The sequence below is a fragment of the Longitalea arenae genome (assembly GCF_016924755.1).
In the GTDB taxonomy this organism is placed as follows: Bacteria; Bacteroidota; Bacteroidia; order Chitinophagales; family Chitinophagaceae; genus Niastella; species Niastella arenae.
Genome location: NZ_JAFFJX010000001.1, coordinates 595,408 through 622,327 on the forward strand (window position 1 = coordinate 595,408; position 26,920 = coordinate 622,327).

The 26,920-nt window shown below is 46.5% G+C and carries 19 protein-coding genes; 13 read left to right on the top strand and 6 right to left on the bottom strand.

Annotated features, from left to right (window positions below; translation table 11 throughout):
• Both JT717_RS02670 and JT717_RS02675 read left to right on the top strand, forming a co-directional pair.
• Nucleotides 1-1,377: an efflux RND transporter periplasmic adaptor subunit gene (locus tag JT717_RS02670; RefSeq protein WP_205508634.1), complete on the top strand. Its 1,377-nt coding sequence runs from the start codon at nt 1-3 to the stop codon at nt 1,375-1,377.
• A gap of 113 nt (nt 1,378-1,490) precedes the next feature.
• Nucleotides 1,491-2,528: an NAD(P)H-dependent glycerol-3-phosphate dehydrogenase gene (locus JT717_RS02675; protein WP_205508635.1), complete on the top strand. Its 1,038-nt coding sequence runs from the start codon at nt 1,491-1,493 to the stop codon at nt 2,526-2,528.
• 614 nt (nt 2,529-3,142) lie between these two features.
• On the opposite strand, the gene hemW is transcribed toward JT717_RS02675, so the two are convergent.
• Nucleotides 3,143-4,282 (bottom strand): radical SAM family heme chaperone HemW, encoded by a 1,140-nt coding sequence (gene hemW / locus JT717_RS02680; RefSeq protein WP_205508636.1) that lies wholly within the window; start codon nt 4,280-4,282, stop codon nt 3,143-3,145.
• A gap of 55 nt (nt 4,283-4,337) precedes the next feature.
• On the opposite strand from hemW, the gene JT717_RS02685 reads away from it, so the two are divergent.
• The 8 genes from JT717_RS02685 to porN all read left to right on the top strand — a co-directional run bounded on the left by JT717_RS02685 (nt 4,338) and on the right by porN (nt 15,606).
• Nucleotides 4,338-6,236 carry a BamA/TamA family outer membrane protein gene (locus JT717_RS02685; protein ID WP_205508637.1) on the top strand — a complete coding sequence of 633 codons (1,899 nt, stop codon included), beginning with the start codon at nt 4,338-4,340 and terminating at the stop codon, nt 6,234-6,236.
• A gap of 63 nt (nt 6,237-6,299) precedes the next feature.
• On the top strand, nt 6,300-7,361 hold the full coding sequence (locus tag JT717_RS02690) for a DUF4271 domain-containing protein (RefSeq protein ID WP_205508638.1): 1,062 nt from the start codon (nt 6,300-6,302) through the stop codon (nt 7,359-7,361).
• 55 nt (nt 7,362-7,416) lie between these two features.
• Nucleotides 7,417-8,187, top strand: coding sequence for a uroporphyrinogen-III synthase (locus tag JT717_RS02695; protein WP_240347784.1), 771 nt, complete (start codon nt 7,417-7,419; stop codon nt 8,185-8,187).
• Nucleotides 8,188-8,523: 336 nt separating this feature from the next.
• The gene (locus JT717_RS02700; RefSeq protein WP_205508640.1) at nt 8,524-10,581 is read left to right on the top strand and encodes a thioredoxin domain-containing protein; all 2,058 of its coding nucleotides are present in this window, start codon (nt 8,524-8,526) and stop codon (nt 10,579-10,581) included.
• Nucleotides 10,582-10,735: 154 nt separating this feature from the next.
• Entirely contained in the window at nt 10,736-12,010 is a 1,275-nt protein-coding gene (porK, locus tag JT717_RS02705) for a T9SS ring complex lipoprotein PorK/GldK (protein ID WP_240347785.1), read from the top strand.
• A gap of 133 nt (nt 12,011-12,143) precedes the next feature.
• The gene (porL, locus tag JT717_RS02710; RefSeq protein ID WP_205508642.1) at nt 12,144-12,914 is read left to right on the top strand and encodes a type IX secretion system motor protein PorL/GldL; all 771 of its coding nucleotides are present in this window, start codon (nt 12,144-12,146) and stop codon (nt 12,912-12,914) included.
• Nucleotides 12,915-12,997: 83 nt separating this feature from the next.
• On the top strand, nt 12,998-14,542 hold the full coding sequence (gene porM, locus JT717_RS02715) for a type IX secretion system motor protein PorM/GldM (protein ID WP_205508643.1): 1,545 nt from the start codon (nt 12,998-13,000) through the stop codon (nt 14,540-14,542).
• Between the two features lie 26 nt (nt 14,543-14,568).
• On the top strand, nt 14,569-15,606 hold the full coding sequence (porN, locus tag JT717_RS02720) for a type IX secretion system ring subunit PorN/GldN (RefSeq protein ID WP_205508644.1): 1,038 nt from the start codon (nt 14,569-14,571) through the stop codon (nt 15,604-15,606).
• 707 nt (nt 15,607-16,313) lie between these two features.
• On the opposite strand, the gene uvrC is transcribed toward porN, so the two are convergent.
• From uvrC to JT717_RS02740, 4 genes are all read right to left on the bottom strand, one after another.
• The gene (gene uvrC / locus JT717_RS02725; protein ID WP_205508645.1) at nt 16,314-18,146 is read right to left on the bottom strand and encodes an excinuclease ABC subunit UvrC; all 1,833 of its coding nucleotides are present in this window, start codon (nt 18,144-18,146) and stop codon (nt 16,314-16,316) included.
• Nucleotides 18,147-18,269: 123 nt separating this feature from the next.
• Nucleotides 18,270-18,878: a hypothetical protein gene (locus tag JT717_RS02730; protein WP_205508646.1), complete on the bottom strand. Its 609-nt coding sequence runs from the start codon at nt 18,876-18,878 to the stop codon at nt 18,270-18,272.
• A 286-nt stretch (nt 18,879-19,164) separates the two neighbouring features.
• Nucleotides 19,165-20,628, bottom strand: a complete 1,464-nt coding sequence (locus JT717_RS02735; RefSeq protein WP_205508647.1) for a hypothetical protein — start codon at nt 20,626-20,628, stop codon at nt 19,165-19,167.
• Between the two features lie 66 nt (nt 20,629-20,694).
• Nucleotides 20,695-21,309: an RNA polymerase sigma factor gene (locus JT717_RS02740; RefSeq protein WP_240347786.1), complete on the bottom strand. Its 615-nt coding sequence runs from the start codon at nt 21,307-21,309 to the stop codon at nt 20,695-20,697.
• A gap of 473 nt (nt 21,310-21,782) precedes the next feature.
• Here JT717_RS02740 and JT717_RS02745 point away from each other — a divergent pair, with 473 nt between their 5' ends.
• Entirely contained in the window at nt 21,783-23,624 is a 1,842-nt protein-coding gene (locus JT717_RS02745) for a cytochrome c oxidase subunit I (protein ID WP_205508648.1), read from the top strand.
• Between the two features lie 238 nt (nt 23,625-23,862).
• Here JT717_RS02745 and gpmI read toward each other — a convergent pair whose 3' ends face one another.
• Nucleotides 23,863-25,386: a 2,3-bisphosphoglycerate-independent phosphoglycerate mutase gene (gene gpmI, locus JT717_RS02750; RefSeq protein ID WP_205508649.1), complete on the bottom strand. Its 1,524-nt coding sequence runs from the start codon at nt 25,384-25,386 to the stop codon at nt 23,863-23,865.
• Nucleotides 25,387-25,526: 140 nt separating this feature from the next.
• Here gpmI and JT717_RS02755 point away from each other — a divergent pair, with 140 nt between their 5' ends.
• Together JT717_RS02755 and nadC are read left to right on the top strand one after the other, a co-directional pair.
• Entirely contained in the window at nt 25,527-25,916 is a 390-nt protein-coding gene (locus tag JT717_RS02755) for a DUF4783 domain-containing protein (protein ID WP_205508650.1), read from the top strand.
• A 144-nt stretch (nt 25,917-26,060) separates the two neighbouring features.
• Complete coding sequence (gene nadC, locus JT717_RS02760) at nt 26,061-26,915, top strand: carboxylating nicotinate-nucleotide diphosphorylase (protein WP_205508651.1); 855 nt, start codon at nt 26,061-26,063, stop codon at nt 26,913-26,915.
• Nucleotides 26,916-26,920 lie beyond the last annotated feature (5 nt).

The window sequence follows — 26,920 nt, forward strand, 5'->3', positions numbered from 1 at the left end:
ATGAAGAAGAAAAAATTATTGTGGATCATTCTTGGCCTTGGGGTACTGGTGATCATGCTGGTAGGCCTTAAAAGCGCTGGTGTTATAGGTAAAGAAGAAGGTTTGAAAGTGGCCACTGAAAAAGTGCAACTCCGCAATATAACCGAAACCGTAAATGCCAGTGGTAAAGTGTTTCCTGAAATAGAAGTTAAGGTAAGTCCTGATATTTCCGGCGAAATTGTAGAACTGCAGGTGAAGGAAGGCGATAGTGTTCGTAAGGGGCAGATCCTGGCAAAGATCTATGCAGATATTTATTCTACCCAGCGTAACCAGGCTGCAGCAGAAGTGAACCGCCAGCAGGCATTGGTAGATAACAGCAAGGCACAGCTGGAAAGCCTTGAGTCTGCGCTGCAACTGGCGAAAAGAACTTTTGAACGGCAAAAGCAGCTGAAAGCAGACAAGATAATTTCTGAAGCAGAGTTTGAGCAGGCCCAAAACTCCCTGCAAACGGCACAGGCAAATTACAATGCCGCTTTACAGAACATTCGCAGCGGCGAAGCCGGTATCGCCAGTACAAGGGCTACGCTTGAAAGAGCGAATAAAGACCTCAGCCGTACGGCCGTTTTATCACCCATGAGTGGTGTAGTATCTTTGCTGAATGTAAAAGCCGGTGAAAGGGTGGTAGGTAATTCTATGATGGCGGGTACTGAAATGATGCGCATCGCCGATATGAGCATTATTGAAGTACAGGTAGAAGTGGGCGAGAATGATATCCCTAAAGTAAAAATGGGCGATTCCGCCCTCGTGGAAGTAGACGCCTATAACAACCGGAAATTCAAAGGCATTGTGACCCAGATCGCCAGCAGTAATACTACTGCCAGCACAACGGCTGGTGCCACATCAAACGACGTCACCAATTATAAAGTGCATATCAGGTTGCTGCGTGAATCATATCAGGATCTGCTCGATCCCGAAAGGCCGCGGCGTTTTCCTTTCCGCCCCGGAATGAATGCCAGCGCCGATATTCAAACCCGCACAAAAAGCAATGTACTCGCAGCCGCTATCAACGCCGTTAGCACCCGCGAAAAAGGGACTGACAAAGTAGTAGGTGAAAACAAGGATAAAGATCAAAAAGAGGGGAACAATGCAGATGATGAAAGCAAATCAACCGATGCCGATCTCGATGAAGTCGTGTTCGTATTGAAACCAGACGGTACTGTAAGAAAAGCAGTGGTGAAAACCGGTATCCAGGACATCAACTATATTGAAGTTACCGAAGGACTGAAAGCAGGGGATGAAATAGTGGTGGCGCCTTATAATGTCATCAGCAAAACATTGAAAGAAGGCACTAAAGTTAAAGTGGTGCCGAAGGATAAATTATTTGAGGTGAAGAAATAAAAAGGCAACGAGGCATAAAGGCAAAATGATACTGGTCTGTTTTAGAGACTTTTATCCTGATGCCTCTATGCCTTTGTGCCTTTATGCCTATTTTTGGGCAAACAAAAAATTACATGCAACTGGGAATTATTGGCAGTGGCAGCTGGGCTACGGCATTGGCAAAAATTTTTACCGACAATAAACAAGTGTTAAACTGGTGTGTACGATCGCAGGAAATTGTAAAACATATCCAACACCGGCACCATAATCCGGGCTATTTAAGTTCGGTTTATTTTGATACCAATTTGCTGAACCTTCATACTGATATAGCTGCAACCGTTGCAGCCAGTGATTGCATCCTCATCGCCGTTCCGTCGGCCTATGTAACGGCTTCGCTTAAAGAACTTCCCGCGAATGCATTTGAAAACAAAAAAGTGATCTCGGCCGTAAAAGGTATCCTGCCGGATAATAATCTTTTATTGAACGATTACCTGAAAGAAAAATTCAACCTGCCTTTATCGGATTACTTCACGGTAATGGGACCCTGTCACGCTGAAGAAGTGGCTTCCGAAAAACTCTCTTACCTTACTTTTTCCGGCATAGATGTAATGATGGCAGAAAAAATTGCCGCCTGTTTTACGACTGAATATCTCAATACCATTGTTAACAGTGATGTGTATGGTGTGCAATATGCGGCCGTGCTGAAAAACATTTATGCCCTTGGCGCCGGCATAGCGCATGGCCTGGAATACGGTGATAACTTTTTAAGCGTACTGATCGCGAATTGCGCCGATGAAATGGCTGGCTTTTTAAAGAAGATAGGCATCAAACATATTGAAGTAGGCGTACATGAAGGCGAAGATCCCATAACACACCGGCAAACGCAAAATTATGCGGCATCTGTTTACCTGGGCGATCTGCTGGTGACCTGTTATTCATTGCATAGCCGTAACCGTACCTTTGGCAATATGATCGGTAAAGGATATTCCGTGCGGGCCACACAACTTGAAATGAACATGGTGGCCGAAGGGTATAACGCCAGCAAATGTATTTACCTGGTGAATAAGCAAATAGGGGCCGAAATGCCCATAGCGGAAACCGTTTACCGCATTTTATGGGAAAATGTTAAACCGCGTGAAGGCTTTAATCTTGTAGAAAAAAGCCTGGTCTAACCAACAATTACCCGCGGCCCTTGTAATAAAAACAGCATTGCTGCGACACATAAGAAATGCGCTAACCGAAAACTCCGGTTTTTGATTAACACGTTAGCAAATCATCACATTAGCTAATTGGATTTTATGCCTTTCTCATTAGGAACATATGGAGTTACTGCCCTGCTGGTGTTGGCCGGTATTGTTGCCGTCAATGAAGTGATCAAACACTTCAAAAAAGACCATTCTTCGGTCTGATACTGCATAAGCAATTAATTGCCAAATACTTAGGCCCCGAAAAACCGGGGCTTTTTTGGTATTGTATTTCCCTGAAAATCATAGCATTACAGGGCTTTCTTCGGGATTTCTTCGGGCCTTCCCAATGAGAACACCCGGTTTTCCCTGGGATATCCCGAAGAAATCCCGAAGCCGCCCTGGCGCAGACCCGGCTCAGACCCGGAGAATAGGGCGGCCTGGCTGTTGCCTAACATGAGGGGCTACATGTGGGACCGCAGCGCAGAGCGTAAAAGGCGGCTGCGTTCATTTTAACCGGCCGGCCGGTGCCTGGTAAGGGTAATTAGGCGCCCTGGATATTCGCGGGTGTAAGCATGAAGTAACCGGTATTTGTTCCCCCTTTAGGGGATTTGGGGGGCGAACAATTCCGCCGCAATACCATCAGCAAAGAGTTTTCCTTCCCGGGTCAATTGCAAATGTTCATCCTGCAAACGCATTTTACCGGTAGCAATGAAGGTCTGGCTCTCTTTAACCAGCTGCTGGGCCGCTTTTTCCCCAAACCGGCCGGCAACCCAATTCACATGCAGTCCTTCTACGGTGCGCAGGGAGGTCATTATATATTCGTTTAACCGTTGGGTATCTGTAAGCGTTTCTATTTCAAAAGGCAGCTTATTTTCCTTTAGCGATTGAATATACAGCGCGTTGTTGGCGATATTCCATTGGCGCGATTCGCCATTGAAAGAATGGGCCGAGGGGCCCAGGCCCAGGTAAGCAGCGCCCTGCCAGTAAGCGCTGTTATGGCGGCTGCGCTGGCCGGGCAAGGCAAAGTTCGAGATCTCATAATGTTCATAACCGGCGGCCTGCATCCAATCCATTAACAAGAGGAACTGCCGCGCCTGGTCATCTGAATTCACATCTGTTGTTTTGTGTTTGTTGATCATAGAGGCCAGGGCGGTGCCGGGTTCTACGGTCAATGCATAACAGGATACATGCGGAATGCCCAGGGAAATAGCCTGTTGTACATTATGGTGCCATTTGTCATCGGGCAGGGTAGGTGTGCCGTAAATAAGGTCAATGGTAATATTGGGAAAGTATCTCTTAGCCAATTGCAAATTGTCAATTGCCTGTTGTGCAGTATGCGCCCGGTTCATCCATTGCAGGTCCTCTTCAAAAAAAGACTGTACGCCTATGCTTAACCGGTTGATACCAGCTTCTTGCCAATCGCGGAGCTTTGGTTCTGAAATATCGTCGGGATTGGCTTCCAGCGTGATCTCGGCATCGGTGGCTACCTGAAAATGCTGCCGCAGGCTTTGCAAAATGCGCATAAGCTCTTCGATGGTAAGCAGGGAAGGGGTTCCGCCGCCAAAATAAATGGTGTTCACCGTTTCGCCGCCCGCAGGCAGATAAAACTGCTGCAGGCCGATCTCTTTCAATAAAGCCTCTACAAATTCGTTCTTTAACCGCAATGAGGTGGAGAAGTGAAAATTACAGTAATGACAGGCCTGCCTGCAAAACGGGATATGTAAATAAATGCCTGCCATCGTATTCCGTATTTTTGATCGAATATTACAGTTTAATTAATTGGGGACGCTCCGGATGGCAAAGATAGTGTCGTATAACCAGTGTTTTGACGCTTCTGGAAGAAGTTGGCAGTTGGCAATTGGCGGTTGGCGCTGCTTATTGAAAATGGGCAACTGCGCACGGCCAACTGTTTTTCGTACAGGTGCTGCACTGGTAATATGCCTCCTCTGTCCCTTTTTACTGCAGGCGCAATTTCGCTTGCAAATAAAAGGGGTCGACAAAGATTCGGTGTTCATTTATTCGACCCTGCGGTTGCAATCTGAATTTAAGAATGGAGGCCTGGCCCAGGAGTATATCAATAAACTTCCCGCCTTGCTGCAAACAAAAGGTTATCCGGCCGCCTCAGTAGATTCCGTATATGCTGATTCCACCGGCGCGGTTTGCACCCTGTATGTAGGCGAGCCATTTCAATGGGCAAGGGTTGAGGTTGATTCAGCAGGCAGGAAATTACTCGATGCCATCAACTGGCGCCCGGGCGGTAAAAATAAACAGGCCATCAGCTTCGACCAGGTGCAGTCGGCACAGCAGAAACTGCTCGATTACCTCGAGAACAACGGCTACCCGTTTGCCAAAATAAATATCGACAGCATTACGATCGTAAACCAGCAATGGGAAGCCCGCCTGCGCATCGATAAAGGTCCGCTGTATAAGATAGACAGCATCCGCAACATGGGAACCGCGCGGATCTCTGCCAGCTTTTTGCAGCGCTACCTCGGCATTATGAATGGCAGTATTTACAAAAAAGAACGCCTGCAGGCCGTCAGCAAAAAACTCAACGACCTGGCTTATGTGCAGGAGCAGCAGCCCTGGAACCTGACCATGCTGGGAACGGGTTCCATATTAAATGTTTACCTGGCGCCCAAACGCAGCAGCCAGATCAATGTATTGGTTGGCTTATTGCCTGCGAGCACCCAAACGGTGAATAATAAACTGCAGGTGACGGGGGAAGCCAATATCAATCTGCGGAATTCCCTGGGTAATGGCGAAAGCATTGGCATTACCTGGCAACAGATCCAGGTGAAATCGCCCCGGCTCGATCTGTCGTTCCAGCAACCTTATTTGTTTGGTTCGCCATTTGGGGTGAATGCCAGTTTCAATTTGTTCAAGAAGGACTCCTCTTTCGTGAATATAAATATGATGCTGGGCGCGCAGTATACCATTTCCTCGAGCCAGGGCGGCAGTGTATTCATTCAGAGTTTTCAAACCAATGTATTAACCGTAGATACCCAGTACATAAAGACCTTCCGGACCCTGCCCGAGCAGGCAGATATCCGCTCTGTGAACCTGGGCGTGAATTACGAGTGGTATACAACCGATTACCGGTTCAACCCCCGTTCGGGCAATGAATGGCTGCTGACTGTGGCCGCAGGTTCTAAAACCATCAAAAAGAATACGGTCATAGTAGGGTTGAAAGACGACAGCGATCCTGATTTTGATTTCAACAGCCTTTACGATACCGTACAATTGAACAGTTACCAGTTCAGGCTGAAAGGTTCCCTGGCGCATTATTTTAAATTAACCCGGGCTTCTACCCTGAAAACGGCCGTCAATGGCGGATGGTTTCAAAGCCCGGCCATCTTCAGGAACGAATTATTTCAGATAGGTGGATATAAATTATTGCGTGGTTTTGATGAAGAAAGCATTTTTGCATCTCAATACGCCATTGGCACTGTGGAATACCGGTACCTGGTAGGGCGTAATTCGTATTTGTCGTATTTTATCGATGGCGGCTGGTCGAAGAATGCAGCCGTTTACACCCGGTCGAGTAACTATTACTGGGGTACGGGCTTTGGGATGGCCTTTGAGACCAGGGCTGGTATTTTCAATTTGTCGTACGCTGTGGGTAAAAGGGATGATGTTAAATTCAACATGCGGCAATCAAAGATCCATATTGGGTACGTTAACTATTTTTGAGCTATTAAATTCTTTTCAGTCAATGCCGGCACTACAATATTTTTGCAAACCCAAATGTTCCCTGTGAAGAAACTGATACTATTCGCTTTTTGTTGCTGCTTATTCCTGGTGTCGTCGCTTGCGCAAGGCGGAAAGGATACTATTCCTCATGTGCGGGAACATCGTGACTCCGTTATTAAAAAGCGCGATACGCCGGGCGTTAAAAAAGATACAGCCGCGAAAATAGTGGCCGATACCACGGTGGCGGTTGCGCCAAAACCCGATTCGCTAGATAGTGCCAGGCCGGCCAGATCAACCATTGTTCCATCCCGCAGCGATTCGGTTATACCCGTAGCTTCTGTTTTAAAAGAACCTGCCCTGCCTGAGCCCAAGCCCAGCCTGCCCGGTTTCCAGAATGTTTTACGCAACCATCCTTACTTCAATTTTTATGGCCGTGCAGTGAAGATCACCGAGCAGTTAAAGAAGGAGAGCCGCGATGAAAGTATGTTTTATTTTCTGTGCGCCCTCCTGTTCTATTTCGGCTTTATTCGCATTGCATTCATGAAGTACCTCGATAACCTAAACACCCTGTTCTTCCGGGTTACCATGCGGCAGCAGCAGATCCGCGACCAGGTGCTGCAATCGCCATTGCCATCTTTATTGCTGAATATATTATTCATTATCTCCACCGGACTGTTCCTGAGTTTTGTGGCCGATTATCATAATATAGTGCCGGGCATGAACCGGTGGCTATTGTTGTTCTATTGCTGTTTATTGCTGACGGCGATCTATCTGGGTAAGTTCATTATCCTTAAAATGATCGGCTGGATGTTCAATATCAGGATGGCCACCGATACCTATATCTTTATTGTTTTCCTGGTAAACAAGATGATGGGCATTTATTTGCTGCCTGCCCTGCTGTTTATGGCCTTTGCCAAGGGGCCTTTTTTAACGGTACTAATTACTTTGACTTATTGTTTTATCGTTATATTATTTATTTATCGGTTTATAATAGCGTATAGGCCAGTAAGAAATGAGATTAAACTCTCAAGATTCCATTTTTTTATTTACCTTTGCGCCTTCGAAATAGCACCCCTTTTATTGATTTACAAGGTGTTATTGATTTTTGTGGAAAGAAGTTATTAACTTTGCAAATCCATACGTAGCTAATATGGTTAAAAACGGGGCTAAAAACGTAGCAATGGCTACTCAAACCATTAAAAAAATCCTGATTACTCAACCCAGGCCGGAGACCGATAAATCGCCGTACTTTGAACTTGCCAGAAAGTACAGCGTTGAGTTGGAGTTCCAGCCCTTTATCCGTCTTGAGGGTATTCCTGCCAAAGAGTTCCGTAAACAAAAGATAGAAATCGCGAATTATACAGCTGTTATTTTCACCAGTCGAAACGCTATTGACCATTTCTTCCGCATTTGCGAGGAAATGAAGATCAGCATTTCGCAAGACACAAAGTATTTCTGTATCACAGAAGCGGTTGCCCTGTATTTGCAAAAGTTTATCCTTTACCGCAAGCGCAAGGTGTTCTATGGAGCCGATGGCACCAACAAGAGCATGTTTGATGTAATTAACAAACATAAGGAGAACGAAAAGTTCCTGTATCCCTGCTCTGAGAACCAACAGGATAATGAGATCGTAAGCTGGCTGAAAGCAAACAATTGCGAATTTGCAACGCCCTTCATGTACCGCACCATCAGCAATGATGTGAAGGACCTGCTTACAAAGACTGAATACGACATTATCTGCTTTTTCACCCCCAGTGGTGTAAAGAGCCTGTTCGATAATCTTCCTACTTATCAACAAAACGGCACCCGCATCGGCGCTTTCGGAAGTAATACTTCCCGCGCGGTGGAAGAGGCCGGATTAACCCTCGACATTAAAGCGCCGCAACCCCAGGCCCCTTCGATGGTGGCTGCCCTGGAACAGTACCTGGCGGCCAATGCCAAGAAGAAATAAGATAATTATAATTGTTGCTTCCTGTTTGTTCAACTGGCTCTGATCTTAAGGTTCAGTCCCTGCATGCATAGCCATACCAATTAGCACACCAGCTGGTAGCAGAATTGTACCGAACCGGTAGCTGGATGGGTATCTGCTATTCATTATCACATTATCTGATTATCACATTATCACATTGCATTCCCCCGGCTTATAATTTGCATTTGTTCCCGCCCCGGCCCGCAACGGATCTGGCGGTAAGCGTTCAGCATAGACTTTAAGCATTAGACATTAAGCATTAGGCGTTCAGTGTTTTGCGCTGAGCGTAAAGTACCTGAAACCTTCTACCTTTATATCATGGCACAACATACCAATAAGCTCGCCCAGGAAACAAGTCCATACTTGTTGCAGCATGCCCATAACCCGGTGAACTGGTTCCCCTGGGGAGATGAAGCGATCAATAAGGCCAAGGCCGAGGATAAACCATTGCTCGTAAGTATTGGCTATGCAGCCTGCCACTGGTGCCATGTTATGGAAAAGGAAAGTTTTGAAGACGAAGAAACGGCTGCGATCATGAATGAGCATTTTGTGAACATCAAGATCGACCGGGAAGAGCGGCCTGATCTCGACCATATATATATGGACGCCGTACAGGCCATGACCGGCAGCGGCGGCTGGCCCCTGAACATTTTTTTGACCCCCGATGGCCGCCCCTTTTACGGCGGCACTTATTTCCCGCCAAAGGCCATCTACAACCGGCCTTCCTGGAAAGATGTACTCGTGGGGGTTGCAGGCGCCTGGAGTGAAAAAAGGAATGAAATAGATGCCCAGGCCACCAATCTTACCGGTCATATTACCCAAAGCAATTCCTTTGGCCAGCAGGCGGTGGAAGGCGATATTGATTGGGCGGAACTTTTTTCCCGGGAAAAGGCCGATACCATGTTCAACAATATCATGAATACGGCCGACCGGCAGGAGGGTGGATTTGGGAATGCCCCAAAATTTCCCCAAACCTTCACTATTGGGTACCTGCTGCGCTACTATCACCTTACGGGCAATGAGCAGGCATTGGCGCAGGCCTGCCTGAGCCTCGATAAAATGATACAAGGTGGCTTGTACGATCACCTGGGCGGCGGCTTCGCCAGGTATTCAACCGACCGGGAATGGCTGGTGCCGCACTTTGAAAAAATGTTGTATGATAATGCCCTGCTGGTGTCGGTGCTCTGCGATGCATGGCAGTTAACGCAAAAGCCGCTGTACAGGCAGGCGGTAGAAGAAACCCTGGCCTTTGTACAAAGGGAAATGTACTCGCTTGAAAAAGGGTTCTATTCAGCCCTTGATGCCGATAGCGAAGGCGTGGAAGGGAAGTTCTATGTGTGGTCCAGGGCCGAGGTAGAAGAAGTATTGGGGTCCGATGCCGCCCTGTTCTGCGCATTTTACGATGTAACGGAGGAAGGCAACTGGGAACATACGAATATCCTGAACATCCGTACACCGCTGCAACAGTTCGCCGCTGAGAACAATATTTCTGAACAAAGGCTGCAGGAAATGCTGCAGCGATGCCGGGAAAAGCTCTTGGAGCGGCGCGGAGGCCGCGTTCGGCCCCTGCTCGATGACAAGGTGCTGCTGGGCTGGAATGCGCTCATGAACAGCGCCTATAGTAAGGCGTACAGTGCTTTTGGCGATCCGCAATACGAACAGGTAGCCCGGGAGAATATGGATTTTATCTGGGACAGGTTTTCCCAAAACGGGTTAAACTTTTTTCATACATATAAAAAAGAAATTGCAAGATACCCAGCCTTTTTGGACGATTATGCGTACTTAATTCAGGCGCTGATCCACTTGCAGGAAATTACGGGGAATTCCGACTATCTGTATAAGGCAAAATCACTAATAGAATGGGTAATAGAGCAGTTCAGCGAGGATGATACCGGCTTTTTCTTTTATACCAACAAGGCTCAGGAAGATGTAATTGTGCGTAAAAAAGAAGTGTACGATGGGGCGATTCCCTCAGGGAATGCAATAATGGCTTTTAATTTGCAGTATGTAGGTGTTGTTTTTGACATTACCGTTTGGAAAGAAAGGGCCATTAAAATGTGTGCAGCGCTGCAACAGGCTGTTCACCGCTATCCTGGATCATTTGGCGTATGGGCGACCATGATACTTTCTAATGTGGGGGGAATTGCAGAAATAGCTATTGTTGGAAATGAAGTCGAAGCCGTCAGACGCGCGCTTTTACGGAATTTTATCCCATTCCGGGTGCTTCAGTCTGCCCCGGCCGCAAATAACGATTTCCCCTTACTAACGAATAAACCAGCATCCCCTGAAACGCAGATCTACTTATGTAAAAACTACCAGTGTAGCGCGCCTGTAAATAATGTGAGCGACCTGATCCGTCTTCTGAAAAATGTGTAAAAATTTAAAAATTTGGCGATACAATAATCCAATTTCCGGTATCGTTTACATGTAAGCTTATATCACGTAATTGCAGTTTTAAAAAATAAATTCTATTCTTGTGATGAAGTCGGTAAAACATTATTTTTGCCCAATACCCTTTAATATTATGAAAATGAAGAACCTATCCGCCTTAACAGCACTGGTGGCCATGATCGCTGCCGGTTGTGGCAAAATAGGCAAATCCTCGAAAGGCGTTCCCAATGATGGCCAGTTGCATGGCGTGTCAGCGGCGGCGAAATACAGTATGACCAGGCCTCCTGGCATGGTGTACGTCCCACCAGGCACATTCCATATGGGGCCCAGCGATGAGGATGTTAACTATGCCTATACTGCCCGTAACAAACAGATCTCCATTAATGGCTTCTGGATGGATGCGACCGAGATCACAAACAACGAGTATCGCCAGTTTGTGCAATGGGTACGCGACTCTATCGGCGCCACCCTGCTTCAATATGGTAAAGAAGTAGATGGTACTTTCCAGGTTGACTGGAAAAAGGCCAAGACCATTAAATGGGATGATAAATCAACTATCGAAAAGATCGACCAGTTGATCCTCTCGCCTGAAAACCGCGTTTTCGGCAAAAAAGAGATCGATCCTTCTAAATTAATATACCATTCAGAGATCTTTGAGCTGAAAGAAGCTGCCAAAAGAGAAAATGCCGGCAGGCCCCGCTCTCAGTTCATCGTAAAGAAGAATGTGCCTATTTATCCTGATACCCTGGTTTGGATCCGTGATTTCAGTTATTCTTATAACGAACCCATGACCAAGCGGTATTTCGTTCACCCCGCCTTCGGCAACTACCCTGTAGTAGGTGTGAACTGGAAACAGGCCAGTGCCTTCTGCGAATGGAGAACCCACTACCTGAATTCTTACCTGGAATCTAAAAAGAGACCTACCGAGTCAGATTTCCGTTTACCAACAGAAGCAGAATGGGAATACGCTGCCCGTGGCGGCCGTTCTCAGTCAATGTTCCCCTGGGGTAACTATTATCTGAGAAACAGAAAAGGTTGCTTACTGGCCAACTTCAAACCTGGCCGCGGTAACTACCCTGAAGATGGCGCTTTCTATACTGCCCGCGCCGATGCTTACTGGCCTAACGACTTCGGCCTGTATTGCATGTCGGGTAACGTATCAGAGTGGACTTCTTCTCTGTACTACGAAGGTTCTTACAACTTCCAACACGATATGAATCCTGACATTCGTTTCGATGCCCATGATGATGCACCTCCCCGTATGAAACGTAAGGTGATCCGTGGCGGCAGCTGGAAAGATGTAGGGTTCTTCCTTCAAACGAGCACCCGTAGTTATGAATACATGGATACGGCTAAGTCTTACATCGGCTTCCGCTGTGTAATTGATTTACCGGCTATGCAGAAGAAACGTTAAAAATTATTTAAGCGTAAAATTTTTTAACGGCTAATCCGTTTTATTGGAGATTGATTTAACAACAAATCAAACTGGTATTTTATTCTCACAACCCTATTGAAAACCCGTTTTCTAAAAATTAAAAATTAAAGTTATGGCTGGAGTTTCTAAATCTACTGAAAGACTGGTAAACGTAATCGTATGTATGGGTGCTGCTGTCGTTATTTTCGGTGCCTGGCAAAAAATTACGCACCAGCCCCTCGCTGATTTCTTCTTAACGGCAGGTCTGATCACGGAAGCAGTAATTTTCGTTGTATATGCATTCTTACCCCCTCCCGGATCTGAAATGCATGCTATCGCTGAAGCATTACCCAAATTAGCCGGCGGCGCCTCTTCTTCAGGCAACCCTGCTATCGCTAAAATGGATGAAATGTTCCACGAAGCAGACATTACCCCTGCTAATCTGAGCCGTTTGAGCGAAGGATTCAAAAAATTAGGTTCTACTGTTAATAATATAGCTGATGTTTCTGATGTAGTGAAAACTACCAGCGACTACACTGCAAAAACTAAAGAAGTTACACAGGCACTGGATCAAATGAAGAATGTTTACCAGGGCGCTGCTTCTACAGTTTCCAGCTTCAATTCAGCTGCTGACAGCACTAAACAGTTCCATGAGCAAGTACAGGTTCTGACCAAGAACTTAGGTTCTCTGAACGCTATTTACGAACTGGAATTACAGGATACAAACAACCACCTGAAAGCTATGAACAGCTTCTACGGTAACCTGGTGCAGGCTTCTCAAACCATGCAAGGTAGCGTAGACGATGCTAAGAAAGCGCACGAACAGATCTCTAAACTGGCAGGTAACCTGAGCCACCTGAATACCATTTATGGTAACATGCTCACTGCCATGCAGGGTCGTTAATCAGGCGGTAGTCCATATCCTGTTACCCGTGAATACAATCAGAATTAGTGAAACAAATTGTTTAAACTAGAAAAACCTAACCCATGGCTTTACCTAAAGAGCCTAGGCAGAAGATGATCAATATGATGTACCTGGTGCTGACAGCCCTGCTGGCACTGAACGTATCATCTGAGATCCTCAACGCCTTCGTAACTGTAAACAGCAGTATTGCAAAATCGAACGATTTAATTAGTGATAAAAACAAACTGACTTACGAGTCGTTTGCCGCCAAATTAAAAGATCCTCAAACCGCTGCACAGGCTGAAGCCTGGGCGCCTAAGGCCGAGGAAGCTAAAAAAATATCTGCCGACCTGTACAATTATATTGAACAGCTGAAAGCAGAAATGGAAAAAGAAGCCGGTACCCATGAAAGCCATGGCGTAAAGGAGATCAATGCTGATAACCTGGACGCTGCCACCCGCTTAATGGACCAAAAAGGAAAAGGCAAGGAATTATATGGCAAACTGGCTGATTACAAAAAACAACTGATCGGCCTGTTAGGTAATGATGAAAAGGTTTCTTTCTATCAGAAATCACTGCCTATCGATCTGAATGTGCCCAAGTCTAAGACTGGTAATAAATACGGCAATGATGTAAATGGCTGGACGCAAAGCTACTTCCACATGACGCCTGCTATTGCCGCCCTGACCATCCTGAGCAAATTCCAGAACGACGTTAAAAATTCTGAAGCCCAGATCGTTGACTATTTACACTCAAAAATTGGTGAAGTAAAAATAGTTTACAACAAATTCCAGGCGATTGCCCAGGCAAACACTTCTTATGCTATGCCTGGCGATCACATCGAGATCACTGCAGGTGTTGGTGCTTTCAGTGAAGCAGCGAAACCAAGGATCTCTATCAATGGCCAGTCTATGCCGTTGACATCTGAAGGTACTGCTCTGTATAAGACTACTGCCAGCGGCACCGGCGAACATTCAGTGAATGTTGCCATCGAATTCAACAAACCCGATGGTACCGTTGAAAAAGTGAACAAAGTGGTTAAATATACCGTAGGTGTTCCTTCAGGAGCTTCCGTGTTCCTCGAAAAAATGAACGTACTGTATATTGGTGTTGATAACCCGCTCACCATCTCTGGTGGTAGCGTAGGTGCTGAAAAAACAAGAGTAAGCTTTGCCGATGGTTCTATTACGAAAGCAGGTGGCGACCGCTACATTGCTAAACCAAGCAGACCCGGCATGTCGAAAATTGTTGTAAATGCAAATGGTAAGAACTTCGAGTTCCCCATGCGCTTAAAATACCTGCCTCCGCCAACCGGTTTTGTGGGTGCTAAAAAAGGCGGAAGCATTTCTTCAGCTGAATTTAAAGCAATTGGCGCTGTAATTGCTAAACTGGAAGACAGCGATTTCGAAGCTCCATTCAGAGTATTGAGCTACAGATTAGGTGCTGTAGGTGGTCCTATCCAGCTGTACACAGAAGCCGTAAACGAAGGCAACCGCTGGAGTGGTCAGGCTGCCAGCCTTGTACAAAGGTCTGGTCCTGGTACCAGGATTTTCATCGACGCCCTTACGGTTGTAGGACCTGATGGCCGTAAACGCGAGATCCCGGGCATGCAATTCAGCCTTAAGTAAAAACATTATATAAAAACAGGGAACAAATGAAGAACCGTATCATAAAATTGTGTTTGTTGCTGGTTGCGCTGACTTTTACTGCAGAAGCAGTAGATGCTCAGACTAGAAAGAAACCTGTCCGGAAAGCCGCTAAGCGGACTACCGCCAAGAAGAGTACTGCCAACCGCAGCAGGAACCAACCTACTGCCGCAGTAGCTGCTCCTCCTGTAGATACCGCAAAACCAGTGCCCGTTGAGGCTAAATTGGACATTCCGCCGATCAAAAAATCGCTGCGTAATGACAACGCCATCGAACGCAACCTGGTAAAAGACCGGATTCCTTTAGCATACGAACACATACGGGAAGATGATGCCGTGTATATGCAACGGGTATGGCGTGAAATAGATGTACACGAAAAAATGAACCTGCCTTTCGTTTATAAAGCAGAAGGCGACCTGGGCAACCAACGGTTCATTTACATCCTGCTGAACGCTATTAAAAACGACAGTATCACTGCCTTCTCTCCCGAAGATGACCGGTTTACCACTCCTTTGCCTTTCGGCGAGATCGTTAAAGGCCTGGTAGGTGTTCCCAAAGTGATCTCTGTTCCTGACTTAAGGAATGACCCCGACGGTTCTAAAGGTTTGATGCGTGATACCACCATCGTTGATGAATTCAATCCTGATAAAATAGAAAGATTCTGGATCAAGGAAGACTGGGTATTCGATAAAGAATCTTCGCGTATGCAGGTGCGTATCCTTGGGATCGCCCCGCTGAAGACCATTACCAATGATGATGGCTCTTTCCGCGATGTAACCCCCATCTTCTGGATCTATTATCCCGATCTGAGACCCATCTTTGCTAAACACGAGGTGTACAATGGTAAAAACTTTGGCGCCCGGATGAGTTGGGAAGAGTTGTTCGAAAGCCGCATGTTTGCGAGCCGTATTATCAAATCTACGGTTAACAACCCCAACGATGAGTTCATCAAATCGTACGTGAAAGATCCTATTCTCGCCCTGTTAGAAGGCGAAAACATGAAGGAGCGGATCTTCAACTACGAGCAGGACCTTTGGTCATACTAAGAATTAGTAATATAACTATAACTAAAAAGGGTATCGTAAAAATACGGTACCCTTTTTAGTTTGTTCTTTTAAACGGCTGTAATACATTTCTATTAACAACTCGCTGTATAAACATTATATCAATAATTTTTTTAAAAATACCCACATGTAGGTATTGTTTTATGACGGCGATTCACTATTTTTACAATGGTTTTTCATAGGATATTGGATTTTAAAAACGGGGCTGGATGTCTATCCGGGCCCCTTTTTCTTTTTATACCCTTCTCTAATGGGTCGTATAACCGAAGCTACCCACTTACCATGATCACTTCCAGTAAAACAATCGATTGCATGAGCATGCAAACGCATCGTTTACAGTCCCGTTAGGGTTGGCAGAGTGGATGGGGTTCATGGGTTGAGAGAATTGATAAACCGGAATACGGTTAACTGAGTTGATAACCCGATAAAGAAAGCGGGTTGGGACCGGGGTGATAAGTTGATGGATTGATAAACCGGAATACGGGTAACTGAGTTGATAACCGGTAAAGAAAGCGGGTTGGGAGCCGGGTTGATAATTGGAGGGTTGATAACCGGAATACGGGTACTGAGTTGATAACCCGGTAAAGAAAGCGGGTTGGGAGCCGGGTGATAAGTGAAGGGTAGATAAACCTGACGGAGCGATAATGAACTTTGAACTGTGAACTGAGAACATGGTTCAGTCTTCCACTTTAAGCATTTGGCGTTCCGCCTTCCGGCTTCAGCGTATCAAAATGATTTTTTATAAGCGTTGCTTTGGCCGTACCAACAGCGGCCGATAATTCTTCAAGGCTTAATTCCCTGATCCGTTTTACCGATTTGAATTCCTTCAGTAATTGTTCCGCCGTGTTCCTGCCTATGCCTTTAATTTGTTCCAGCTCATTCTTAAACGTGCCCTGGCTGCGCTTTTTGCGGTGAAAGGTAATACCAAAGCGGTGCACTTCATCGCGGATGGAACGGATCAGTTTCAGGCTATCGCTGTTATACGGCAGCTTCACCGATTCACTATCGCCCGGGAAAAAGATCTCCTCTTCGTTTTTGGCCAGGCCTACCACTGTCATTTGTCCCTGTAAGCCCAATTCGCTTATGCCTTCGAGTGCCGCCCCCAGCTGGCCTTTGCCTCCATCGATGATCACCAGTTGCGGAAAAGGCTGCTGTTCCAGCTGTAAGCGTTTATAGCGCCGGGTAACAACTTCTTTCATGGTGGCAAAATCATTGATGCCCTGCACCGTTTTTACATTGAAATGCCGGTAATCTTTTTTGCTGGGCACGCCATCCTTAAAACATACCATGGCCGAGACGGGGTAACTGCCCTGGAAGTTGGAGTTATCAAAACATTCAATATGAAGGGGCACTGACGGCAGCTGCAGATCGCGCTGCAATTGCTCCAGCACTTTATGTTTAACGGAGTCGTCTTTGCCATCGAGCTTCAGCATCTTTCGTTGGCGGATCTCTTCCTTGAAATAGTTCACATTCATGGCTGCCATATCGAGCAGCTTCTTTTTATCGCCGGCCTTTGGTACAGTGACCACAATTTCCGGTTCATCATATTCTATTTCAAATGGAACAATGATCTCGGGCGACAGGCTGTTGAAGGTGGTGCGCAACTGCGCAATGGCAAACGATAATATTTCTTCAATGGGCTCATCGAGGTGGGTTTCCCATTGCGAAGTATGGGTTTGCACAATGGTGCCGTTCTGCATCATCAGGTAGGTAACATAGGCCGTATCGCCATCGCGGAGAATCGAAAACACATCGGCATTGCCCAGGTGGCGGCTTACGATCACTGAGCGGGCCTGGTATTGTTCGAGGTGTTCGATCTTCTTACGCAGTAATTCGGCTTTTTCAAAAGCCAGGTTCTCGGCGGCCTCCCGCATTTCTTTTTTAAAATGTTGGATCACCGGGCCGAGATTTCCTTTCAGGATATTTCGCAATTGCTGTAGACCCTCCGCATAGTTCTCTTCTGTTTGCAGGCTTTCACAGGGCCCTTTGCAATTGCCCAGGTGGTATTCAAGACATACTTTGAACTTGCCTTTGGCAATATTGGCGGGGGTAAGGTTCAGCTTGCAGGTGCGCAGCTGGATATTCGCCTTTACAAAATCGAGCAATTCGCGCACTTTGGCTACCGAGGTGAAGGGGCCCAGGTATTCAGAGCCGTCACCGATCTTGCGGCGCGTGAGAAACACCCGTGGAAAATTTTCTTTTTTGATAACGATATAGGGATAGGTCTTATCATCTTTGAGATTGATGTTAAAACGCGGCTGAAACTGTTTTATGAGCGAATTCTCGAGCAGGAAGGCATCTTGTTCACTCGGTACAATGGTGAACTCTATGCGCTTTATACGCTGAACCAGCTCATGGGTCTTATAGGAGGTGAAGGTTTTGGTAAAATAGGAGCTTACCCGCTTGCGGAGGTTCTTGGCCTTGCCCACATAGAGCAGGGTATCCCCCGAATCGAAATATTTGTAGATACCGGGCTCAACCGGTAATGTAGGTGCAATAAGTTGAAATTCCTGTGAAGTCATAAACGTCTACTACTATTCATTAACCGCCGCGTATTTGTAACAAGCCGATAATTCAGTTGGCAATTTACGGTTTGCAGTTGCCCACTGCCCACTGCCCACTGCGAACTGCGAACCGCTCACCGCCTACTCGCCAAAATGCTGCGGGTCCCAGATCACTTTTTCCATAGAAGTAACAGGCGGCCCGTTCTTTGGTTGGCGTATGGTCAGGATATAAAAATAGGCCTGCATTTTCCAGGTCAGCTTTTGCGAAATGGCGGTATCGCCGCTGTTGTACTCCCTTTCCATATAAATGCGGTGCACCTGGTCATTGGCCAGGCTTGGCTTCAGGTAAACCATCACGTTCTGTAAGCTGCCGGCAGGCTGTTTGGGCGAATAAATGAAATTCAGCATCTGGGTGGTTTCATCCATCAGGGAGTTTTCGGTGAAATGCTTCTGGAAGGAAGCAGAATCCAGCTCGGGCACCAGGAACTGGTTGGCCAGCTTATGGAATTCGGGCAACTGGATATAGCTTGAATCTTTTTTACCCCCGATGTTCACTTTACGCACAATACCGCCGGAAAAAGAATCTACCCGGCTGATATCCATTTTTATGAAATCGGCTACCGGTAAATATTCGGTGCTGGCCAGGGAGTCCCGGATCGACGGATCACTGGCTGCGGGTTGTTTGGGTTTTTGTTTACAGGCTACGGCCAGGATTAACAGGGCCGGAATTAACAAGAATATCCGCTTCATCGGGTAAAATTACGAATTGCTGATTGTTGATCTTTGATTTCTGATGTTGAGATTACCTGATTTCCTTTGATTTGAATTTCGCGCTAAATCTCAAAATCTCAAAATCTCAAAATCTCAAAAACTCAAAATCTCAAAATCTCAAAATCTCGAAAACTCAAAATCTCAAAATCTCAAAATCTCGAAATCAGAAATCTCGAAATCAGAAATCAGAGGTCCCGAAATCTCAAAAACGCAAAGTGGATCACCTTTGCCGGTGACCCACCTTGCTGAAGTTATGAAACTTCTCTTAGCGGATAGTTTTGGTTACGCCTATCTTGATACCGTATTTAAACAGGTGCTCGCGGATAGGGTATTCTTTGATATAACTCGACAGTAATTGATATCGTACTTGCGGACCAACCTGCCATTTCAGGTCGCCGGTCTTATATGAGATAAATGCTTCCGTACTGGTATTCACATTCCATTTTCTTACCAGGCTTGGTTCGGTGGCATATTTATAATCGGCCGTAATAAGGTACGTGTTCCGGTTCAGTAAATAAGTAGGTTGAATGGTTCCGCCAATACCTACCTGGATCTTATCATTACCCAGCAGGTTTATTTCAAGCCCGATGGGCGCCGATAACTGGAAGTACTGGTTATGTAAATTCTCCACCGCATCACCACCAAAATTGCGGTAGCGGGTATAGGAGGTGAGCTGACCCGTAACTATACCATAATTCGAGTTTAATGCAAAAGTGGCCGGTTCATAGGCATAAGAGCTATACGCCTGAATATCATAGCGGATGTAGTTGAACTGCAATCCTGCCTTCAAAGTAAAGGTCTTATTCAGGGTATAGAGGATGTTTGAACCCACTTCAAAACCAAGGGCTGGTTTATGGTTCACCAGTTTTTCCGGATCACCGGTTATAATGGGTGCTAGTGGCAGTGTTTTCACATCAGAAGGATAGTTACGTCCTTTTAACGTGCGGTAATTCATCGTAGGCGAGAAGGTCAGCTGCCAGCTATGCCTTTTTTGTTTGGGCACGGCCAGTTCATACACGGCATGATGCGACAGCCAGTTGATGCGCTTCTTATCTTCCCGGTCGTCTTCAGTAATGGCGGCCAGCTTCGATGCATCCATCGCGATAGCGCCTGCTAAAGAGGCCTGGGCCGGAACCCGGGCCAGGGGCAATGCCGCCGTTGGCTGGGCGTTGCTTTCAATAAGCTCTTCTGCAGCGGTCTGTTCGGTTTGCGATAACTTTTTAGCCTGCCAGTCGTGCAGGTTATATACCATCGCTGCGTTGCTGTTCACAACGGGATGGAGGCTGGCTACATCGGGCGTTGCCGTAACAGCAGTAATCACCGGCTGTTCTATCCTCGTCACCGTAGCCTCGTTATAATCGGGATTGAGAATAAAATTCCCTTGTTTGGTATTGTCGTTGGTAGCGCTTTGTTTGGGGTTGCCAAATGGAACGATAACTGCCTTTGTATTTGCGGTCGATGTTGAATTGTCTGTTGATGTATTGGCGGTTGTAGAAGCGTTATTGCCAGAAATAGCCCTGTTGGCTGTTGATGGGGTGATAAATTCAATGAAAGTATAATAGCCAACGGCAGAAAGGAAAAGAATCAAACTAAACCAATACCACTTTCTGTTGGGGTGCAGTGAACGGTGAATACCCTGCCACACCTTGTCAGAAGGATACATTTTATACTGGTCAGCTTTTTCTTTCAGCAGTTCTTCAATATCCTCGTTATAAAAACCTCGCTCCATATCATTAGTGTTTGTACGGGATGTTTTTCATAGGGTTAAATATATCGGTACAAGTGATGTTTTGGTCTATCTCCCTGCTGCTACACCTAACCAATTGATCTTTTCTTTGGGCCGCATAATGATTTTCTTCTTCACGAGAATGTCTTCAAGCATTTGTTTGGCCCGGGTATATTGCGAACGGCTGGTACTTTCTTCTATATCCAGCATGTCGGCAATTTCTTTGTGCGAATAACCTTCGATAGCATAGAGGTTAAGTACCGTACGGTACCCGATAGGCAGTATACGAATACATTCTACCACCTGTTTTGCCTGAACTATCGAGGGCACTGACTCTTCGCGCACCTGGATGCTGGTTGCATGAATGATATCGACGCTTTCGTTGAACTTCTTGTTCTTTTTGAGATGGTTGATACAGGTATGAACTATGATCCGCCGTATCCAACCCTCAAATGCTCCTTTGTTCTGGAAGGTGTGTATCTGCGAAAACACCTTGATAAATCCTTCCTGTAACATGTCTTCAGCATCTTCCCGGTGGTGGGCGAACCTGTAACAAACAGACAACATCTTTGGACTGTACCGGTTGTACAGTTCCCGCTGGGCAGTTGTGTCGTTACGTAAACAGCCTTGTAAAATGGCGTCGTCGGTCATATTAACCGTTTGGTTGCCCTGTAATTTAGACAAAATTTTGATGTAATTGCTGCGCTATTTATAAAAAATTACCGCATTCCGGGATGAATTTTAATCTCCGCCTGCCCGCCTCAGAAGCCGTGTTACACCGGTTGTCGCCTGGTTTGTTATGAATTTCACCTGATTATACATAAAAAGCGCTTTGCGGCTCGATGATCGGCCTCTAAGGTGCATTTCCTGTCTTGCTGATCCGGCTGAATGATCGCCGCTCGCAGGCCGCCTAAAGCGGGACTTGCAGGTTTGTATAACACCTGTTCACGACATGAATGTTGAAACCATCGTTCGTTCAGGTTCGGATACCAGTTTGCGTTATATGCGGTGGCGTAAGTTTTGCTGCTGTATACACCATACCGGTTTTAGTGATCGTGCCACATACATTTTTGGAACCCGCTACTTCTCTCCGCAACACCACATGATCATACAGTTGCTCTTTTCGCGAAAAATATTCTACTAAATAAACTTGAAGTATGGCAAACGAGTTGGAACGGCATACAGCTGATGCCGCAGTGATAGATGTACATAATGGCGACGGACATGCAGCGCATCCTCAATCCTTCTGGACTAAATACATTTTTAGCCAGGACCATAAAATGATCGCCCGGCAGTTCCTGATCACGGGCATGGTATGGGCGATCATCGGGGCTGCCTTTTCAGTACTGTTCAGGATACAGCTTGCTTATTCGGGCGAAGAATATCCTGTATTGGAAGCCCTTTTCGGCCGTTGGGCCACCGGCGGGGCCATTACTGCAGAGTTTTATTATGCACTGGTGACCATGCATGGCACCATCATGATCTTTTTTGTATTGACGGCCGGACTGAGCGGCACCTTTGCGAATCTGCTGATCCCACTACAGTGTGGGGCCCGCGATATGGCCTCGCCATTACTGAACATGCTTTCTTATTGGTTCTTTTTTGCGGCCAGCGTCGTAATGCTCAGCTCATTATTTCTACAAACCGGCCCAGCCAGCGGAGGATGGACGGCCTATCCGCCACTAAGTGCACTGGGGGATGCACAGCCCGGATCGAAAAAAGGGATGGATTACTGGCTCATCTCCCTTGCCTTGTTCGTAGTGAGCACCCTGCTGGGCGGTGTCAATTATATTACAACGATCCTGAACCTGCGTACAAAAGGGATGACCATGACCCGCTTACCGTTGACGGTCTGGGCCCTGTTCTTCACCGCTGTATTGGGTTTACTGGCCTTCCCCGTATTGTTATCTGCTTTTATATTATTGCTATTCGACCGGCATGGGGGCACCAGTTTTTACCTCGATGATATTTTTCTGAGTACCACCAACCAGGCATTGCCAAACGAAGATGGGAACGCCATTTTATACCAGCACCTGTTCTGGTTCCTGGGGCATCCTGAAGTGTATATTGTTATTCTCCCGGCCATGGGCATTGCCTCCGAAGTGATCAGTGTCAATGCACGGAAACCCATTTTTGGTTATACCGCCATGGTAGGCTCACTGTTTGCCATTGCCATCTTATCGTTTTTGGTATGGGCGCATCACATGTTCGTTTCCGGTATGAACCCCTTCCTGGGGTCGGTATTTGTGCTGTTAACCCTGCTGATAGCCATCCCCTCGGCGATAAAGGTATTTAACTGGCTGGCCACATTATGGCGGGGCAATATCCGTTTTACGCCGGCAATGCTCTTTGCCATCGGGTTTGTGAGTATGTTCATTTCCGGCGGCCTTACCGGCATCTGGCTGGGAAACTCTACTATCGACATCCACGTACATGACACCTACTTCGTCATTGCGCATTTTCACCTGGTAATGGGAGTTGCTGCCATGTTCGGTATGTTTGCCGGCATCTACCATTGGTTTCCCAAAATGTATGGCCGGCATATGAACGCAACCTTATCTTATCTGCACTTTTGGATCACATTAGTAGGCGCCTATTGCATTTTCTGGCCTATGCATTACCTCGGACTGGCAGGTGTGCCGCGGCGTTATTTTGATTATAGCCAATGGGAGTCTTTCAATCATTTCGACGGAGTAAACAAGTTCATCACCATTGCATCGATGATCGTTTTTGCCATACAGCTGCTTTTTGTATTCAACTTCTTTTATTCCATCTTCAAGGGCAGAAAGGTAAATACCAAAAATCCCTGGGAGGCCACTACGCTTGAGTGGACCACCCCCATTCTGCCGCCGCATGGCAACTGGGAAGACGAGATCCCGGAAGTGCATCGCTGGGCATATGATTATGACAAAGACGAAAGGTCGTTTATACCACAAACCGAGCCGGTTCGGGCAAGTGAGGTCGAAGGGAAGAAGGAGGTTGATAAGTTGAAAGGCTAGCGGCTAATGGCTAGTGGTAAATAGAGGGTGGGTAGTGGCTGGTAGCTGTGGCCGGTAGGGCTCTTATTGAAGCTGGCGGTAAGTAGCTAGGGCTGGTAAGGCTTTTATTTCCAGGCTCATAACAGATCGCCTGCTTCGCTATTGCGAAATCTATGATAATGTTTTTCTCCCTGGCCATTTACCACTAACCACGCGCCATTCCCTACGCGCCCTACCAGCCATTTTCTACTTGCCCCGCTTAAATCAAAACTTCCCCGGTCATTTCTGCAGGGATAGGCAGATTCATCATCGTAAGAATAGTAGGGGCAATATCGCCCAGTTTACCGGGTTTAATGCTTCCCTTAAAGTTTTTATCAATAATGAACAAAGGCACCAGGTTCAGGGTATGTGCTGTATTGGGTGTGCCATCTTCATTGATGAGGTAATCAGCGTTACCATGGTCGGCAGTTAAGAAGACCGTATAACCATGTTCCAGGGCTGCGGTAACAACACGCTCAACGCATTGGTCAACTGTTTCAACCGCTTTGACCGCAGCAGAGAAAACACCGGTATGGCCTACCATATCGGCATTCGCATAGTTCAGGCAAATGAAATCAGCAGATTCCTTTTCAATTTCAGGAACAATGGCATCCGTTACTTCAACGGCGCTCATCTCCGGCTTCAGATCGTAGGTAGCTACTTTCGGGGAAGGGATCAGTAAACGGCGTTCGCCTTCAAAAGGCGTTTCACGGCCGCCGCTAAAAAAGAAAGATACGTGCGGATATTTTTCGGTTTCGGCTATGCGTATTTGTTTTTTACCATTATTGGCCAGTATTTCACCAAGTGTATTGTTCAGGTTGTCGTTCTCGAAAACCACACCTACATTGTTGAAGGTTTTATCATACTCCGTCATGGTAGTATAGTTCAACGACAATTTTTTCATGCCGAAATCGGGCATATCGGTTTGAGAAAGCACCTGGGTGATCTCGCGGCAACGGTCGGTACGGAAATTAAAGCAGATCACTGCATCACCTTCCTGGATAGTAGCCAGTGGTTTTTGATCGGCGCCGACAATGACCGTTGGTTTTATGAATTCATCGGTCACGTTCGCAGCATATGATTGTTCAATGGCTTTCAGGGCATCGCTTGCTTTTTCGCCTATGCCATTGACCAGGGTGTCGTAGGCAAGTTTAACGCGTTCCCACCGTTTATCGCGGTCCATGGCATAATACCGGCCGCTTACAGAGGCAATTTTACCGGTAGTTTCGTTCAGGTGGCGTTGTAAGTCGGTCACATAACCCAGGCCGCTTTTAGGATCGGTATCGCGGCCGTCGGTAAAAGCATGGATAAACAGATCCTGCACGCCTTCTTTGGCGCATAAAGTTACCAGTGCTTTCAGGTGATTGGTATGTGAGTGCACACCGCCATCGCTCACCAAACCGATCAGGTGCAGCGGTTTTTTATTGTCTTTGCTGTAGCGGATGGCTTTTAACAATACTTCATTTTTGAAGAAGGAACCATCGCGCACAGCTACATTGATGCGTTGCAATTCCTGGTAAACGATGCGGCCGGCGCCCAGGTTCAGGTGACCTACCTCGCTGTTTCCCATTTGTCCATCGGGTAAACCAACCAGTTCGCCGCAGGTAGTTAAGGTAGTATTAGGATATTTCGCGTACAAAGAGCTTACAAAGGGCGTATTCGCATTCTGAATTGCATCTGAAGATTTAACCTTTCCAAGGCCCCAACCGTCCATGATGACTAATATGGTCTTATTAGCTTGCATATAAAGTAGTGATTATGTTTGGTTTGTTACAGAAAGCTGCAAAGGTAATGCAATGCTGCGGTAGTACTAATTTTTGGCAGCATTCTTACTTTGGCATATTTTTAGCGAATTTAGCGGTGAAAAGTAAAAATTGCACATTTATGAAAAAGTATCTGGGATTTGCGATGGTAGCCATTTCGCTGGTCCTGGTGTCATTTTCACCCCTTTATTCTATCGACGACGTAGTAGCTGCTATGAAGACTGGTAATGCCACCCAATTATCGAAGTATTTCGATTCGCGAGTGGACCTGTCATTACCGGGAAAAAGCGACAATTACAGCAAAAGCCAGGCTGAAATGATCTTAAAAGACTTTTTTGCCAACAACACTGTAAAGAACTTCGTAGTGAAACATAAAGGGGAGCAAAATGGCTCCCAGTTCTGCATTGGTTTACTGCAAACCAAAAATGGCAACTTCCGCACAAAATTCTTTATGAAGCAAAAGGGCGACCAGCAGGTTGTTCAGGAGCTTGGTTTTGAGATCATGGAATAACCGCCGGGAACAGGCAACAGACAATCAATAACCATCAGGCAAGGGAAAAACGGCTTTTATAGTTCAGGTGCCAGGTAAACCTGGTGCCTAAGTGATTTTTTGCCGGTTGCTTATTGCCGCTTGGCAATTGATTACCTTTGTAGCATGTTTACATTCAATGAACAGCTTCATCATCTGATTGCGTCTGCCCTGCAGGAAGATACCGGCGATGGCGATCATTCCACGCTGTCAGTGATCCCGGCAGATGCAAAAGGTAAAGCTGTGTTAAAGATCAAGCAGTCTGGCACCATGGCCGGCATGCAGGTGGCCGAAGCTGTTTTCAGGTATAAAGAACCGTCGGCCCGGTTTATCGCTTTTAAAAAAGACGGCGATCATATGGAAGCCGGTGAAAATGCTTTTGAGGTCATTGCTTCCATTCATACCATTCTCCAATGCGAACGGCTGGTGCTGAACTGTATGCAGCGGATGAGCGGCATTGCGACACTTACCCGTGCGTATACCGACCGGCTGAAAGGGTATGCGACCCGTTTACTGGACACCCGTAAAACAACACCCGGTTTTCGCCTGCTGGAAAAAGAGGCGGTGCGCATCGGGGGCGGTCATAATCACCGCATGGGTTTGTATGATATGATCATGCTGAAGGATAATCATATTGATTACTGTGGCGGCCTGGAAAAAGCGATTGAAAGAGCACATACGTATGTGAAGCAGGTTAAACCGGGCTTAAAGATCGAAGTAGAGACCCGCAGCCTCGAGGATGTAAAAAAGGTGGTGGCGTTTGGAAAGGTCGACCGCATTATGCTGGATAATTTCACCCCGGAAATGCTGTCGCAGGCCTTGAAAATAATAAACAATCACTTTGAGACTGAAGCCAGTGGTGGAATTACCCTCGATAATATTACCGATTACGCCGCCACTGGTGTTGATTACGTAAGTGTAGGCGCACTCATTCACCAGGCGGTAAGCCTTGATCTGAGCCTGAAAGCAGTGATCGTTTGATGAAC

Excerpts from the sequence above, each read along its gene's own strand:
- hemW (WP_205508636.1), bottom strand. The coding sequence starts at position 4,282 with ATGGCAGGCATTTATTTACATATCCCGTTTTGCAGGCAGGCCTGTCAT.
- porL (WP_205508642.1), top strand. The coding sequence starts at position 12,144 with ATGGCTGGAGTTTCTAAATCTACTGAAAGACTGGTAAACGTAATCGTA.
- JT717_RS02695 (WP_240347784.1), top strand. The coding sequence starts at position 7,417 with ATGGCTACTCAAACCATTAAAAAAATCCTGATTACTCAACCCAGGCCG.
- JT717_RS02745 (WP_205508648.1), top strand. The coding sequence starts at position 21,783 with ATGGCAAACGAGTTGGAACGGCATACAGCTGATGCCGCAGTGATAGAT.
- JT717_RS02675 (WP_205508635.1), top strand. The coding sequence starts at position 1,491 with ATGCAACTGGGAATTATTGGCAGTGGCAGCTGGGCTACGGCATTGGCA.
- JT717_RS02730 (WP_205508646.1), bottom strand. The coding sequence starts at position 18,878 with ATGAAGCGGATATTCTTGTTAATTCCGGCCCTGTTAATCCTGGCCGTA.
- JT717_RS02685 (WP_205508637.1), top strand. The coding sequence starts at position 4,338 with ATGGCAAAGATAGTGTCGTATAACCAGTGTTTTGACGCTTCTGGAAGA.
- JT717_RS02755 (WP_205508650.1), top strand. The coding sequence starts at position 25,527 with ATGAAAAAGTATCTGGGATTTGCGATGGTAGCCATTTCGCTGGTCCTG.
- JT717_RS02735 (WP_205508647.1), bottom strand. The coding sequence starts at position 20,628 with ATGGAGCGAGGTTTTTATAACGAGGATATTGAAGAACTGCTGAAAGAA.
- porK (WP_240347785.1), top strand. The coding sequence starts at position 10,736 with ATGAAGAACCTATCCGCCTTAACAGCACTGGTGGCCATGATCGCTGCC.
- JT717_RS02700 (WP_205508640.1), top strand. The coding sequence starts at position 8,524 with ATGGCACAACATACCAATAAGCTCGCCCAGGAAACAAGTCCATACTTG.
- JT717_RS02670 (WP_205508634.1), top strand. The coding sequence starts at position 1 with ATGAAGAAGAAAAAATTATTGTGGATCATTCTTGGCCTTGGGGTACTG.
- porM (WP_205508643.1), top strand. The coding sequence starts at position 12,998 with ATGGCTTTACCTAAAGAGCCTAGGCAGAAGATGATCAATATGATGTAC.
- uvrC (WP_205508645.1), bottom strand. The coding sequence starts at position 18,146 with ATGACTTCACAGGAATTTCAACTTATTGCACCTACATTACCGGTTGAG.
- gpmI (WP_205508649.1), bottom strand. The coding sequence starts at position 25,386 with ATGCAAGCTAATAAGACCATATTAGTCATCATGGACGGTTGGGGCCTT.
- porN (WP_205508644.1), top strand. The coding sequence starts at position 14,569 with ATGAAGAACCGTATCATAAAATTGTGTTTGTTGCTGGTTGCGCTGACT.
- nadC (WP_205508651.1), top strand. The coding sequence starts at position 26,061 with ATGTTTACATTCAATGAACAGCTTCATCATCTGATTGCGTCTGCCCTG.